Genomic DNA, 14,465 nt, shown 5'->3' on the forward strand with positions numbered 1-14,465 from the left:
GCGCCCCCGGGCGGCACCCACCCGGGCAACGGGGACCGGGTCGTACACCAATTGGTGTACGACCCGGTGTCTGCGCGCGGACGACGACGGCAGGCGCGCCGGCCCCTAGCGTCACAGCCATGGACGAGACGACACACCGGCACGAGGCGACGCAGCGGATGCTCACCGGGCTGGTCATCGGGCTGGCCACCGCGCTCATCGGGGTGCTGTTCACCTCCGGCACGCCGGAACTCGGACACGGCGCGGACCGAACCGGCGCATACGGCACGAGCGAGGCCGGCGTACAAGGCGCGAGCGGAACCGGCGCGCACAGCGCGAATGGATCCGGCGCACACGGCGCGAGCGAGGCTGGCGCACACGGCGCGAGCGAGGCCGGCGCACACGGCGCGAACGGAACCGGCGGGCACAGTGCGAGCGAGGCCGGCGGACGTGTGACGGTGGTCCGATGCAACCACTGACCCGCGCCACCACGGCCGCGTTCGGGGTCGTCACCGTGCTCGGGGTGCTCAGCGTCGCCGCGGCCACGGGGGCCCCGCTCGCCGCGCCGGGGCCGCTCAGCCTGGCGGGGACGCTGTTCGCGCTGGTGTGGGTGCAGCGGCGCTTCCCGCTCGGCGCGCTCGGCCTGGCCGTCGCGAGCATCATGGCGCTGCGCCTCGCGCACCTCACCGACGCGGGCTGGCTGTGGCCGGCGACGCTGCTGTACGCGTCCGCGGCGCTGACCCGCCGTACGACCGCTGTCGTCGCGATCGCCGCCGGGCACGCCCTGTGCGCGTTCAACCTCGACTGGACCACGCTCGGGCACTCCGCCCGCGCGGCCGGGGCGGCCGTCGGGATCGACGCGCTGTGGCTGTCCGCGGCGCTCGCGGTCGCGGTGTCGTACCGCAACTGGCGCCGCTGGCAGGACGAGTCCCTGCGGCGCCTGCGCGTCGAGCTGGACGAGCAGCGCACGGCCGAGCGGTTGCGGCTCGCCCAGGAGGTGCACGACGCGGTGGCGCACACCCTCGCGGTGGTGGGCGTGCACGTCAACGTCGCCGCGGACGCGCTCGACGCCGACCCGGGCGAGGCCCGCGCGGCCCTGCGGCTCGCCCAGGACATCCGCCGCCGCGCGATGGCCGACCTGTCCGCGCTCGTGAGCGTCCTGCGCACCACCGGCGGCGACGGCGTCGTCCCGCCCGTCGCGCCGCCGGCGCTGGAGGACCTCGTCGCCGGGGTACGGGCGACCGGGCTGGACGCGCGGCTGGACGTCGAGGGCGACGCGGACGCGGTGCCGCTGCCGGTGCGGCTCGTGGCCGCGGCGGTGGTGCGGGAGGCGCTCACGAACGTCGTCAAGCACGCGGGGGCCGGGCGCGTGACCGTGCGCGTCCACTATGGACCGTGGGTGGAGGTCGTCGTCCAGGACGACGGGGCGGGCCGCGGTACGGCGCCGGCCGGGCACGGGCTGCGCGGGCTGGCCGAGCGGGTCGCGGCGCTCGGGGGCGCTTTCTCCGCGGGGGCGCTCGAGCGCGGGTTCCGCGTCCAGGCGAGGATCCCGGCATGACCGTCAGCGTCCTGCTCGCCGACGACCAGGCCCTCGTACGGGCCGGGTTCGCCAGTCTCCTGCGGCGCGGCCGGGACATCGAGGTGGTGGCGGAGGCCGGCACCGGCGACGAGGCCGTGCGCGCGGCCCGGCAGTGCCGCCCCGACGTGGTGCTCATGGACATCCGGATGCCGGGGCTCGACGGCATCGCCGCGACCGGGCGGATCTGCGCCGACCCCGCGCTCGGTGGGACGCGGGTGATCGTGCTGACGACGTTCGAGACCGACGACCACGTGTTCGCCGCGCTGCGGGCGGGCGCGAGCGGGTTCCTCACCAAGGAGGTCGAGCCAGACGAGCTGCGCCGGGCGGTGCGGGTGGTGGCGGCGGGCGAGGCGCTGCTGTCACCGAGCGTCACGGCCCGGGTGGTGACCGAGTTCGCGCGGCGGCCGGTGCCGGGCGGCGGGCGGCGGCTGGTGGCGCTCACCGCGCGGGAGGCCGAGGTGGTGCGGCTCGTCGCGAGTGGACTGTCCAATGAGGAGATCGCGCGGGCCCTGTTCATCAGCCCGCTCACCGCGAAGACGCACGTCACGCGGGCGATCGCCAAGACCGGCGTGCGGGACCGGGTGCAGCTGGTGATCCTGGCCTACGAGGCCGGGCTGGTCACCGTCCGGGGCGATGGTGGCGACGTGCGGGCGGCGCGTCCGGGCCGGTCGGACGACTCACCGGATGGCGGCGGCGACGCACCGTATCGAGGGACGGCCTCACCTAATCCGTGACTTCCCCGAAACGCACAGTTCACTGGTTCAACCTGACAGGACGCCCACCGCGGGTGATGATTTGCCCGTGACTAGCCAACTGCGCGTGATGTCGATCTATGAGGGCTTTTTCTCCGGCGGTGCCCGGGCCCTGCACACCACGGTCGTGGCCGGGCTGCACACCGGGGGGAGCCAGCGCCATTCGGTGCTGAGCATCTATGCGGCCATGCGCCGCGAGACGCTGCTGCAGCGCATGGAGGACGACGCGAGCTACCGGTCGCTGAGCTCGATCGGCGTCGACGTGCGCCCGCTGGGCCGCCGCATCGGGGGCGACACCGCGGCCCGCAAGACCTTCAGCCCGTCCGAGGTCGCGACCGCGTTCGCGCACGCGGAGCGGGCCGACATCATCCTGTCGCTCAAGGAGCAGCCGCTGCGGCTGGTGAACCAGCCCGGCTTCCCGCGCCGGCCGGTCGTGGTCTGCCTGCACCGCTCCGACCCGGAGAACCAGGGCAGCGCGCTGGCCGAGTTCCGCACCGCCGTCGCCGACGGGCGGGTGGCCGCGGCGATCTGCTGCGCGGAGTCGACGCGCTCGGCCTACGAGGCCGCGGGCATCCCGTCCCGGCTGCTCAAGGTCATCCCGAACGGCGTCGACCTGACGCGCTTCCAGCCGGTGCCGGCCCGGCGGCGGGCCGCGCTGCGCCGCTCGCTCGGCGTGCCGGCGAAGGCCGAGGTCGTCACCCTCGCCGCCCGCTACGACCCGATGAAGAACATCCCGCTGTTCCTGGCCTCCGCGCGCCGCTACCTCGAGCGCGAGCCGAACGGGCACGTCCTCATGTGCGGCGCGGGCATGACCACGGCCAACGGCGAGCTGTGCGGGATGCTCAACGACCTCTTCGGCGACGAGCCGCGGTTCCTGTCCCGCCTGCACCTGATGGGCATCCGCCGCGACATGGAGGTGGTGTACGCCGCCAGCGACGTCGTCGCCCTGACGTCCACCAGCGGCGAGGCGGCCCCGCTGTGCCTCATCGAGGGGGCGATGTGCGGCGCGGTGCCGGTGTCGACCGACATCGGCGACACCGCGATCATCGTCGCCGGGCACGGCCTGATCACGGCGCCGGACCCGGACGCGATCGCGGCGGGCTGGTCGGAGGCGGTCGACCGGCGCGCGGAGTTCACGCCGCGGCTGCTCGGCAGCCGCGAGCGGTTCAGCCACACGCGGATGATCGCCTCCTACGCGACCGTGATCGACGCGGCCTACCACGACCTGGGCCTGCGGGTCCCCCAGCGTCTCTGAGGGAGCGCGACCGGCCCCGAGCCGGTGCCGGTCGGTCACGCAAGGCCGGGGACAGGCCGCCGAGCCGGTGGCGGGCCGGGAAGGCCAGGTGGAAGGTGTCGGCGTGCCGGGCGCCGCGGTTGCGGGAGGCGGCGTGCGGGACCCGCAGGGCCAGCAGCGCGGCGAGCGCCCGGCCAACGCGCCGCTCGACGTCGTGGACCGGCACGACGATCGAAACCGCGACTGTCACGGCCGCGCCTTCCCGTGGCACTCATGGCCGGCGTTGACCACCTGCACGACGCGCCCCCGCCTCACCCCACCGGGACCGGGACGCCGGCCCGCGCGGCCGTGTCGAGCAGCCACTCGTAGGCGGCGGTGAGCGCCGACGCCTGGGCCTGCGGGGTGTGCCGGGCCGCGAACGCCTCCTGCAGCCGGGGCCGGCTCGGCTGTCCGGTGCGCAGCACCAGCTCCAGCTCGGCGGCGACCTGCTCGGGGGTGCGCAGCGCCGGGTCGAGGCCGAGCGAGTCCAGCGCCGGGATGCTGCGGGCCACGAGCGGCAGCCCGGCCGCGCCCGCCTCCAGCAGCGCGAGCGGGCAGCTTTCCCAGGCCGCGGTGTGCAGGTAGGCGCCGGCGGCGGCGAGGCGGTCGCCGACCCGGTCCGGCGGCAGCCAGCCGGTGACCTCGACGCCGGCCGCGCGCAGCTGCGCCTCCAGCGCCGGGTCGCCGCCGCCGACCCAGGTCCAGGCCGCGTCGGCGGTGACGAGGGCCTTGACGCGCAGCAGGAAGTGCGGGTCCTTCCGGGCGCCGATCCGCCCGACGGTGACCACCTCCGGGGCCGGGTCGGCGGGCAGCTCCCGGGGCCCCCGGACGCGGGTGGTGTTCGGCACGTGCACGGCGGCCAGGCCCAGCGCCGCGGCCAGGTCGGCCTCGCGCGGGCTCACGCAGATCGCCAGGCGGGTCCGCCCGGCCAGCGCCCGTTCGGCCCGGCGGGCGGCGCGCACGAGGCCGGGCGGGGCGGTGGCGGGGTCGCGCTCGAAGGCGAAGCAGTGCGGGGTGTAGGCGACGGCGGGGCCGCCGGGGTCCAGCAGCAGCCGGCCGACGAGCCCGGCCCAGAACGAGTGCAGGTGCACGACGGCGGGGCGGGCGCGGGCGACCGCGCGGCGCACGGCCAGCACGAAGCCGGCGGGCCCGCGCCCGGCCGGGTGGCTCGCGGCGAAGTCGGCGGCCGTCGCCGTCGCGCTGCCGGGGCGGACGCGGCCGAGCACATGGTGCTCGTACTGCGGCGTCGAGCGGGCGAACTCGGCGATCGCGGCCGCCGTCCCGCCGCCCATGGCCCCGGTCACGTGCAGGATTCGCGGCGTGTTCATCCGCGCTCCGGCCGCCCGGACGTGCACGGCCCGCGGTGGGTTCATCGCGACGCGTGGGCCGCGACGTGGGCGGTGCGGCGCAGGCGGGCGACGGTGACGAAGGCGGCGCCGCCGACGACGAACGCGAGACCGGCCGCGGTGTAGGCGAGCGCGCCGGGCCCGGTGACCGGCAGGCCCGGCATCGCGGCGGCCCGGCCTGGGGCGACGGTCACCGCGACGGTGACGGTGACGCCGGAGGTCTGGCCGGTGAGCTTGATCGGCAGCTGGCCGGTGAGGCCCGCCGGGATCCGGACGGTGGCGGTGGCGTCGCCGGCCGCGTCGGCCTGCGCGGTGGCGAGGTGGATGAGGGCCTCGGCCCGCGCCGCCTCGGTGTTCACGTCGAAGCTGACCGTCTCGAACGGCTGGAAGCCGTGGCCGGTGACCACGACCGTGCCGCCGGCGACCGGGTTCTGGTTGTCGACCTCGCCGTTGCTGGGCGTCGGCTGCGGCTCGGACTGGGCCGGGCTGGGCGACGGACCGGCGGACGGGCTGACGGACGGGCTGACGGACGGGCTGACGGACGGGCTGACGGACGGGACCGGCTCGGCGAGCGCGGCGGAGCCGAGGGCGGTGGCGATCGTGAGGCCGGCGAGGGTCGTGCCGGCCACTGTCAGGCAGCGCATGGGGGTTCCTCTCGGGTTGGCCGGTACGCGCCCGGCCGGCGACGGGCCGGATCTTCCGGTACGCACGGACCGTATCAGCTCAAATACGTTGAGTTATGCACAAATCGCCCAAAGTGGGATGAAGTCCGGTAGCGTCCCACGGCGTGAGAGGCTTCGTCCCGAGCCGGCGGGCGGTCGAACTCGTGGCCATGGGGAGCGCATGCGCGTCGCGGTGATCGGCGCCGGGCCGGCGGGCGCCACCGCCGCCTACTGCCTGGCCCGGGCGGGCGTCGAGGTCGACGTGTACGAGGCCTCGGGCGGCGTCGGCGGGATGGCCCGCTCGATCGACCTGTGGGGGCAGACGGTCGGCATCGGCCCGCAGCACTTCTCCAGCACCGACCCGCGGGTCAACGAGCTGTGGCTGGAGGCCGCCGGCGGCGCGTACGAGATGGTCGAGCCGCGCGTGCGGACCTACCGCGACGGCCGGCTGCACCGCGACCCGCGCCCCCTCGCCGACCGGTTCCTGCGCCGGCCCGCACCGGCGTTCGCGCATCCGCGGCAGGGGCCCGGGGAGGTGTACGCGCGGATGTGCGCGTTCGCCGAGCGCCACGGCGGCCGCGTCCACCTCGACGCGCCCGTCGCGGGCCTGGCGCTGGACGGCACCCGGGTCACCGGCGTGCGGCTCAACTCCGGCGAGGTCCGCGAGCACGACCACGTGATCTCCTCGATGCCGCCGCCCGGCGCCCGGCCCGCGTACCGCTACACCGTCGTGGTCTACCTGCACACGAGCGCCGAGTCGGTCTTCGGCGACACCTGGATCGACGTGCCCGACCCGGGGCTGCGCACCGAGCGCGTCACGAACTTCGACAACTGGGTGCCGGCCGCCAAGCGGGGCGAGCGCGAGACGGTGCTGGCGCTGGAGTACCGCTGCGGCGACGACGACCGCTGGCGGTGGCACGACGAGCGGTACGTCGCGCTCGCCCGCGCGGAGATCGCCGCCATCGGGGTCGTGGCGGCGCAGGAGATCCTCGACGCCGTGGCGCTGCGGGTGCCGAAGAGCCAGGCGACGCACCAGCCCGGGCCGGTCGCGCCGATCGAGGGCCTGCAGGTGCTGGGGCGGCCGGGCGCGACCCAGGCCGGCAGCATCCTGTCCGGCCTGCTCGCGGCCGAGAACGTGCTGGAGGACGCCGGGCACGATCTCTGGTCGCCGACGCCGCACCCGGGCCGGTCGCGCATCACCGCGACCGGGCTCGAGATGGAGAGCGCTCTCCGTCCGCGCCTGAAATTCGGCTGAACTCTGCCCTATTTGCGCGGTTACGAGGCATCAGGCACGCCCTACGTATTGACGGGTCGGCGGAGCGGGCGCAACATGGGAGAGCGCTCTCCGAGAGCGCGCACCCAGCCGGACCGCCACCGGCGAACGGCACACCCCACACCCCTGGGAGCTGCATTGCGTACCAGACGCCTCAGAAGCATCGCTATCCCCATCGGAGTCACCACGGCTGTCGTGGCGTCGATGGTCGTCGGCGCGTTCCAGCTGACGTCCGCCAACGCGGCCACCGCCACCCTGCTGTCGCAGAACAAGCCGGCGCTCGCCTCCTCCACGGAGCTGGGCGAGTCCCCGGCCGCCGCCGCCTTCGACGGCAACAACGCCACCCGCTGGTCCAGCCAGTGGAGCGACCCGCAGTGGCTGCGGGTCGACCTGGGCTCGACCAGCACCATCTCCCAGGTCGTGCTGCAGTGGGAGGCCGCCTACGCGAAGGCCTTCCAGATCCAGACCTCGCCCGACGGCAACGCCTGGACCAGCATCTACAGCACCACCACGAGCACCGGCGGCACCCAGACCCTGAACGTCACCGGCTCGGGCCGCTACGTGCGCATGTACGGCACCCAGCGCGGCACCGGCTACGGCTACTCGCTGTACGAGTTCAAGGTCTACGGCACCTCCGGCACCACCCCGCCGGCCTCGGACGGCCCCGGCTACGTCATGGCCAACCCGCCGGTCACCGGCGTGGTCCCGTCGACGGCCACCCCGCCGCCCACCAACCCGCCGACGACCCACCACGAGTTCCAGGCCAACTGCTCGGTGAGCCGCAGCAACCTGCCGGACGACCCGATCGTGTTCTTCGGCCTGCCGGGCGCGTCGCACTCGCACACGTTCATGGGCAACACCACCACCAACGCGAACACGACCCTCGCCTCGCTGCAGGCCGGCGGCACCGCGTGCATCACGCCGGGCGACAAGAGCGCCTACTGGATGCCCACCCTGCTCAACGGCGACACCGCCGTGCAGCCGGTCGGCCGCCAGGTCATCTACTACAAGAGCGGCGTGCTCGACTACCGCAGCGTCCGCCCGTTCCCGGCCGGCCTGCGCTACGTCGTGGGCAGCCCGTCCGCGACGATCGACGACTTCCGCAACAACCCGGGCCACGTCGAGGGCTTCGAGTGCGGTGACCTCACCAACCAGTGGGACATCCCCGCCAACTGCGTGGCCGGCAGCCAGCTCAACGTCCGGCTCCAGGCCCCCAGCTGCTGGGACGGCATTCACCTGGACACGCCGGACCACAAGTCGCACATGGCGTACCCGGTCGTGGGCGTCTGCCCGCAGGACCACCCGGTCGCCGTGCCGATGATCGAGTTCAAGATGGCCTGGCCGGTCAGCGGCAACATGGCCAACGTGCACTTCTCCAGCGGCCGCGGGTACTCCTTCCACTACGACTTCTACAACGCGTGGGACGCCCCGACCCTGAAGGCCCTCTCGGACCACTGCATCAACGGTGGCCTGCAGTGCGACCCGCGCGGCTTCGACCAGTACAAGCCGGACCGCGGCGCCGCGCTCAACGAGAACTACGTGTTGCCGTAACCGTCGCGCCAGGCAAGGCCCGCCCTCGTCCGAGGGCGGGCCTTCGTCCTATCCGTTGCAGTCCAGCGCACTGAGCGCCGTCGTGATCATCCGCTTGTGCTCCTGCAGCGTCGGCAGCGTCTCCCGGGCGAACGCGACGAGGTCGGCGTTGTCGCCGTGGGCCGCCTCGTTCTCGAAGAGCCCGATCGCCCCGACGTGGTCGAGGTACTCGGCCGGCACGTACGCGCAGTCGAACAGCAGCCCGTCCAGCCGCGACCACGCGGTGAGGATGTTCTGCTGCGCCGAGTCGAGCAGGTCCGGCGTCGTCATGCCGTTCGCCTTGGCCAGCATCGCCAGCCTGGTGCCGGCCCGGTTGTGGTCGCTGATCATCCGCGTTCCGAAGTCCTTGACGGCCTGTGTGGAGCCGCGCGCCCGCGCGAGCGAGCCCCCGGCGACCTCGAAGTTCCCGGCGTACCCGGCCGCCGTCACGAACGCGGAGTCCTGGGCCGACAGTGCCCCGGGCGCGTCCCCCGGCTCGTCCCCGGGCGCGGCCTGGGCCGGCGAGCCTCCGAGCAGCGCGGCGCCGAGCACCGCGGCCGCAAGCATCGGCAATCGCATGACAACCTCCCGTGAAGCGATCTTGGTTGTCATGGTTGCCGGGCCCACGGCCGCGAAACGGCCTCCTCGGTTGCAATGCGCCGCTGGGCGCCCGGCGGAGCACTGGCCCTCACCCGCCGAGCCCTGGCACTGCACGGGCGAGGCACTGGCCCAGGCCTCGGCGGGCGCCGACAGTGCACCCGGCGAGGCGTTGGCGCTTGCCCGGCGGGCGCGGCTCAGGTCGCGGTCGGGCGTGGGGTGTTCGTCGGCGGGTGGCTCGACGGCGGGGCGGGCTGCGAGCCGATCGTCAGCGTCACGGTGCCGTTCTTGGCCACCTTGGTGTTCGCCTTCGGGTCCTGCGACAGTACGTGGTCGATCTGGTCCGGGTCGTCGGTCGCCTTCTTGACGACCTTGAAGCTGCCCGTGAACCCCTTGTCGCGGAACTGCTGCTTGGCATAGTCGATGTAGTCGCCGGAGACGTCGGGGGCCGTGATCGTCTCGGTCTTCGTGGCCGTGGTCGCCGGGGCGTGCGACTCGTTCGTCCCGGTGTCGGTCCCCGTGCCGGCCCCGATCCCGGTCCCGGCCCCGTCCGAGGCACCCCCGCCGGCGGCGCCGTTGTCGCCCGGGTTCGCGGACGTCCGCGGCGCCGGGGACTGACCGTTGGCGGCGGGCTTGTCCTTGTCGCCGAGCCCGACCAGGTAGACCGTGGTGCCCGCGCCGGCGAGGGCGATCAGCGCGATGACGACGAGCAGCGCGTTGAGCCAGTTGCGGCCACCCTTGCGGGGCGCCGGGGGCCGATCGTCGTACACGGGCACGACTCGGCTCGACGGCCCCGGCGAGACCGGAGCCCCAACCGGAACGGGCGGCGGCGGCACGTACCGCGGCACCGACGGCCGCCCCTGCTGCGGCTGCCCGTGCTGCGGCTGCCCCTGCGGCGGCTGAGCCTGGAATGGTTGTCCTTGTGGCGGCTGCACGGTCGGGTATGAGCCGGTTTGGTAGACCCTTCCGGCCGGGGCACCGGACACGGGCGGAGCCGAGACCGGCGCCCCGTAGGCGGCGGGCGGCGCGGACGTCGGCACGTGCCCCGCGGGCGGCGCAGACGTCGGGGCGTACCCGGCGGGCGGCGCGGATGTCGACGCCGCCGGCGGCATGCTGAAGCCCGCGGCCGCGGCGGCGTCCCGGTCCGGCCACATGACGCCCGGGTCGGTCCCCGCCTGGTCCGCGGTCGGTTGCGCTGCCATCGGCGTCGGCTGGGCGGCCACGGGCTGCGGCATGGTCGAGCGGGCCGGCGCGTTCGAGGCGGCCGGCGCGTTCGAGGCCGCCGGGGCGATCGGCGAGGACAGGGAGGGCGCGGGCGAGGACGGGCCCGCGGCCATCGAGGCGTAGGGGGCGGCGGCCGCCGCCGCGGCGGGCCAGAGCGGGGAGCCCTCGCCGGTGCCGTCCGCGGGCGGGGCCGACAGCGAGAGCAGGCAGCCCTCGGCCACCACGATCTCGGGCTGCTCGGTGATCGTCGGGGCCACGTTCAGCGCGCGGTGCAGCATGGTCGCCACGAGCGGGATGCGGCTGCCGCCGCCGACCAGCAGGACGCCGGCCACGTCCTGCGGGGCGATGCCGGCCTGGCGGATGAGCGCGGCGGTGGTGAACACGGTGCGCTCGAGCAGGGGCTTCGCGGCCGCCTCGAACTCGTCGCGGGTCAGCTGCGCGTCGACGTCGAGCGGGGCCGGCATCTGCAGCACGACCGCGGGCGCGCGCGAGAGCATCTCCTTGGCGACGCGGGCGTCGTGCCAGAGCATCCGGCGGTGCCGCAGCGACTCGGGGTCCTGGGCGTCGGCGAGGCGGGTCCAGAGCTCGGGGTCTTTCGGGGAGTACCGCTCGCCGAGCCACCGCACGATGGTCGCGTCGATGTCGAGCCCGCCGACGTCGGTGAGCCCGTCGACCGCGACCGCCTCGAACCCGGCGGGCCGGCGCACGACCACGCTGGCGTCGAACGTGCCGGCGCCGAGGTCGTAGACGACGAGCGCCTTGCCGGTCGGCACCTGCTGCCCGAGCACCGCCGTGAACGCGTGCGCCGCCGCGACGGGTTCGGGCACGAGCAGCGCGGTGCCGAGCCCGGCGCGCTTCGCGGCCTCGGCGAGCACGGCCCGGCGCCGGGTGCCCCAGCCGGCCGGGTGCGCGATCGCCACGGCGAAGTCCTCCGAGCCCGCGACGCGCTTGGCCTCGGCGAACACGAACCGCAGGACGGCCGCGACGAGATCGACGACGGCCACCTCCCGCTCGCCGAGGAGGATGGCCTGCTCGTCGATGTGCTGCTTCGGGTTGGGCTCCAGCCCCGCGGGGTCGAACCGCGCATGGTGCAGCGCGTCGCCACCCACGACAAGGTCGGACCCGGGCTCGGCGGAGGCCGGGCCCGGCTTGGTCGGGGCGAAGACGGCGGACGGGAGCAACGGGTTGGCGTCGAACAGCATTGGCCTGACCCGGCCGTCCGGCCAGCGCATCAGAGCAACCGTGTTCGACGTGCCGAAGTCGATCCCGAGCCCGAAGGCCGGTGACATGGCCTCATCGTAGTTCGCCGGGACCGCCCCCTACGATCACGTTTCGGACGGTGACGGTCGCAGTTCGTACAGCTCCCCGCCGATCAGCCCCGCCGCGGCCGCCCCGCGATCACGCCTCGACAGCGCCGCCGGGATCACGCCTCGGACGGCTCCGCCGCGATCACCGTTGCTGGACCGCTCCCGCTCACGCCTCGGACGGCGGCGGGCGCAGCTCGGACAGCTCCCGGTACGCCGCGAGCGTGGCCGCCGTCCGCTCCCCCACCTCGGCGAGCGGGTCGGCCAGGAGGATGGAGCCGGGCATCTCGCCCGTCCGGGCCAGCAGCACCCGGGCCCGGGCCGCGGCGACCTCGCGCCGCTCGTGCGCGCCGAGCGCCGCGGCGAGCCGCCCGAGCGCCGCCGTACGCGCCGCGAGCTGGGCGTCGAGGTCCCGCAGCCGATCTTCGGCCGCCTCGATCCGCTCGTCCAGCTCGTCGCGCAGGTGCCCGGCCCCGAGATCCTCGCGCGTCGCGCGCAGCTCGGCGAGATTCCCGCGCAGGCCGACCCGGGCGGCGATGAGGCGCGCGATGTTGTACCGCGTGAGGTCGAGCGTCGGCCGGATGTCCGCGGGCTCGGCCATCGCCCCGAGCGTGGGCCAGCGCAGCCGCACCTCACGCAGCGCCGCCTCGGCCGCCTGCCACTCGGGGACCGCGGAGCCTTCGATGCGGACGCCGCCGAATCCGTACCGTGTGCAGGCCCCGACCGCCACCAGCAGCATCCCGGTCGCGACCAGCCCCGCGGCGACACCGGCCGCGAACAGCACGAGGCCCAGGGGCGGCAGCAGCCAGGGCCACCAGGGCACGGCGCGGCGCGGGTCGCGGACGATGCGGACCGCCGTCCGCTGCCGCTGCTCGTGCCGTCCCATCGGCACATCATGCCGCACGCGGGCCGCTCGCACATCGAAGCCTCACACTGGGCAACGCTCCACGTCACCCTTGCGGAGGGCCGCTCACCCTGCGCGTCACCCGATGCCACCGCCCTGCCCGGCCCAGGAGCCGCGGCCGGGCATTGACTTTTAGTTAACTTTCTTTATCGTTGTGCCTCAATAGGTACCTGTCTTGTCTGGAGGCAGTGATGACATCCCGACTCCGGATCGCCCTCGCGGCCGCGGCGGTCCTCGTGACCGCGGGCGGCATCGCGGCGATCACGACGCCGGCGCAGGCCGCCGGCTCCCTGACCGCGACACTGAGCTACGACTCCGACTGGGGCAGCGGCTACCAGGCGAAGTACACGATCACCAACGGGACGGCCGCCACCGTCTCCACCTGGAAGGTCGAGTTCGACCTGGCGTCGGGCTCGACGCTGGGCAGCTACTGGGACGCGCTCATGAGCCAGAGCGGCACCCACGTGGTCGCGAACAACAGGTCGTACAACGCACCGCTCGCCCCCGGCGCCACCGCCACCTTCGGGTTCCTGGTGTCCGGCTCGGGCAAGCCCGCGAACTGCAAGCTCAACGGCGCCTCGTGCGCCGGCGTGGCCGACACCCAGGCGCCGAGCGCGCCCGCGAGCCTGCGGGTCACGGCCACGACGTCGTCGAGCGTCAGCCTGGCCTGGAACGCGTCGACGGACAACGTCGGGGTCACCGGCTACGACATCTACCGTGGCGGGACGCTTGCGGCGTCGGTGACGGGCACGAGCGGTACCGTATCCGGCCTCTCCGCCTCCACCGCCTACACCTTCACGGTGAAGGCGCGCGACGCGGCGGGCAATGCCTCGGCGGCCTCCAACGCGGTGAGCGCCACGACCCAGGCCGGCGGCGGGGACGGGGGCGGCACCGGGACCACGCTCGCCGTCGCGCCCTACGTCGACATGGGCGCCTGGCCGACCCCGACGCTCACCGACATGGCGACCGCGGGCAACCTCAAGAACTTCACGCTCGCGTTCGTCAACAGCGCCGGGTGCAAGGCGTCGTGGTTCAACGCGTACGACCCGCGCGCCGCGTGGGCCAAGGACCAGATCGACGCCATCCGCGCCCGGGGCGGCGACGTGAAGATCTCCTTCGGCGGGGCCAGCGGGATCGAGCTCGCCCAGGCCTGCTCGACGCCGGCCCAGGTCGCCGCCGAGTACCAGGCGGTCGTGGACGCGTACAACCTCAAGTACATCGACCTCGACATCGAGGGCGCCGCGGTCGCCGACCCGACCACGATCGCCCGCCGCTCGCAGGCCCTCGCCCTGCTGCAGGCCGCCCGCCCGAACGTGAAGATCTCGCTCACCCTGCCGGTGCTGCCCGAGGGCCTCACCACCGACGGCGTGAACGTGGTGCGCTCCGCCCGCGACGCCGGCGTCAACCTCGACCTCGTCAACGTGATGGCGATGGACTACCAGCGCAGCAGCGGCGACTACGGCAACTTCGCGGTCCAGGCCGCGCAGTCGACGTTCACGCAGTTGAAGGGGTTGTACCCGAGCAAGACCGACGCGCAGGTGTGGCGCATGCTGGGCGTCACCCCGATGCTGGGCAAGAACGACGACGGCGGGACCTACGACCAGAACGACGCCCGCCAGCTCGTCGCGTTCGCCCAGACCAACCACCTCGGCATGCTGTCGTTCTGGGAGGAGACCCGCGACCGCAACGCCTGCAACGGGGCGCTCTACATGTGCACGAACATCGCGCAGTCGCCCTACGAGTTCTCCAAGATCTTCGCCGCGTACACGGGCTGAGATCGTTCGCGCCCCGCGGAGACCGCCGGCCGGCCTCCGCGGGGCGCACCGCTCGCGGGGACACCTCACCCTCAGGTCGGGCGCTGCGGCCCCATCCCAGTCCCCCGGCCGGCCTCCGCGGGGCGAACCCCTCGCCGGAACACCTCAGCCGTAGGTCGGGCGCCGCGGCCAGCCCTCCCACCCTCTGCGGAGCGCACCGCGCGCGGGAACACCTCGGCCGTAGGCCGG

General features: G+C 74.5%; 12 protein-coding genes. 7 read left to right on the forward strand and 5 right to left on the reverse strand.

Going from position 1 to position 14,465, the window contains the following annotated elements:
- Window positions 1-119 precede the first annotated feature (119 nt).
- The 4 genes from ACQP1P_RS40610 to ACQP1P_RS40625 all read left to right on the forward strand — a co-directional run bounded on the left by ACQP1P_RS40610 (window position 120) and on the right by ACQP1P_RS40625 (window position 3,565).
- A complete protein-coding gene (locus ACQP1P_RS40610) occupies window positions 120-458 on the forward strand; it encodes a hypothetical protein (RefSeq protein WP_433079598.1) in 339 nt (112 codons plus the stop codon).
- Entirely contained in the window at window positions 446-1,537 is a 1,092-nt protein-coding gene (locus tag ACQP1P_RS40615) for a sensor histidine kinase (protein WP_433079600.1), read from the forward strand. The genes ACQP1P_RS40610 and ACQP1P_RS40615 overlap by 13 nt, the downstream gene beginning before the upstream one ends.
- Window positions 1,534-2,292 (forward strand): response regulator, encoded by a 759-nt coding sequence (locus ACQP1P_RS40620; protein ID WP_433079602.1) that lies wholly within the window; start codon window positions 1,534-1,536, stop codon window positions 2,290-2,292. The genes ACQP1P_RS40615 and ACQP1P_RS40620 overlap by 4 nt, the downstream gene beginning before the upstream one ends.
- A gap of 67 nt (window positions 2,293-2,359) precedes the next feature.
- Window positions 2,360-3,565, forward strand: coding sequence for a glycosyltransferase (locus ACQP1P_RS40625; protein WP_433079604.1), 1,206 nt, complete (start codon window positions 2,360-2,362; stop codon window positions 3,563-3,565).
- Between the two features lie 290 nt (window positions 3,566-3,855).
- On the opposite strand, the gene ACQP1P_RS40630 is transcribed toward ACQP1P_RS40625, so the two are convergent.
- Together ACQP1P_RS40630 and ACQP1P_RS40635 are read right to left on the reverse strand one after the other, a co-directional pair.
- Entirely contained in the window at window positions 3,856-4,911 is a 1,056-nt protein-coding gene (locus ACQP1P_RS40630; RefSeq protein ID WP_433079606.1) for a glycosyltransferase, read from the reverse strand.
- A 41-nt stretch (window positions 4,912-4,952) separates the two neighbouring features.
- On the reverse strand, window positions 4,953-5,573 hold the full coding sequence (locus ACQP1P_RS40635) for a hypothetical protein (protein ID WP_433079607.1): 621 nt from the start codon (window positions 5,571-5,573) through the stop codon (window positions 4,953-4,955).
- 199 nt (window positions 5,574-5,772) lie between these two features.
- Here ACQP1P_RS40635 and ACQP1P_RS40640 point away from each other — a divergent pair, with 199 nt between their 5' ends.
- Both ACQP1P_RS40640 and ACQP1P_RS40645 read left to right on the forward strand, forming a co-directional pair.
- The gene (locus ACQP1P_RS40640; RefSeq protein ID WP_433079608.1) at window positions 5,773-6,846 is read left to right on the forward strand and encodes an FAD-dependent oxidoreductase; all 1,074 of its coding nucleotides are present in this window, start codon (window positions 5,773-5,775) and stop codon (window positions 6,844-6,846) included.
- A 222-nt stretch (window positions 6,847-7,068) separates the two neighbouring features.
- Window positions 7,069-8,415: a DUF1996 domain-containing protein gene (locus tag ACQP1P_RS40645; protein ID WP_433090318.1), complete on the forward strand. Its 1,347-nt coding sequence runs from the start codon at window positions 7,069-7,071 to the stop codon at window positions 8,413-8,415.
- A 48-nt stretch (window positions 8,416-8,463) separates the two neighbouring features.
- Here ACQP1P_RS40645 and ACQP1P_RS40650 read toward each other — a convergent pair whose 3' ends face one another.
- The 3 genes from ACQP1P_RS40650 to ACQP1P_RS40660 form a co-directional block, all read right to left on the reverse strand.
- Complete coding sequence (locus tag ACQP1P_RS40650; RefSeq protein WP_433079609.1) at window positions 8,464-9,012, reverse strand: DUF4142 domain-containing protein; 549 nt, start codon at window positions 9,010-9,012, stop codon at window positions 8,464-8,466.
- A 215-nt stretch (window positions 9,013-9,227) separates the two neighbouring features.
- Window positions 9,228-11,543 (reverse strand): Hsp70 family protein, encoded by a 2,316-nt coding sequence (locus tag ACQP1P_RS40655; RefSeq protein ID WP_433079610.1) that lies wholly within the window; start codon window positions 11,541-11,543, stop codon window positions 9,228-9,230.
- 184 nt (window positions 11,544-11,727) lie between these two features.
- On the reverse strand, window positions 11,728-12,444 hold the full coding sequence (locus ACQP1P_RS40660) for a hypothetical protein (RefSeq protein ID WP_433079611.1): 717 nt from the start codon (window positions 12,442-12,444) through the stop codon (window positions 11,728-11,730).
- A 209-nt stretch (window positions 12,445-12,653) separates the two neighbouring features.
- Between ACQP1P_RS40660 and ACQP1P_RS40665 the strand changes: the two genes are divergently transcribed.
- Window positions 12,654-14,237, forward strand: coding sequence for a cellulose binding domain-containing protein (locus ACQP1P_RS40665; RefSeq protein ID WP_433079613.1), 1,584 nt, complete (start codon window positions 12,654-12,656; stop codon window positions 14,235-14,237).
- Window positions 14,238-14,465 lie beyond the last annotated feature (228 nt).

The sequence above is a fragment of the Dactylosporangium sp. CA-052675 genome (assembly GCF_050947935.1).
GTDB lineage: Bacteria > Actinomycetota > Actinomycetes > Mycobacteriales > Micromonosporaceae > Dactylosporangium.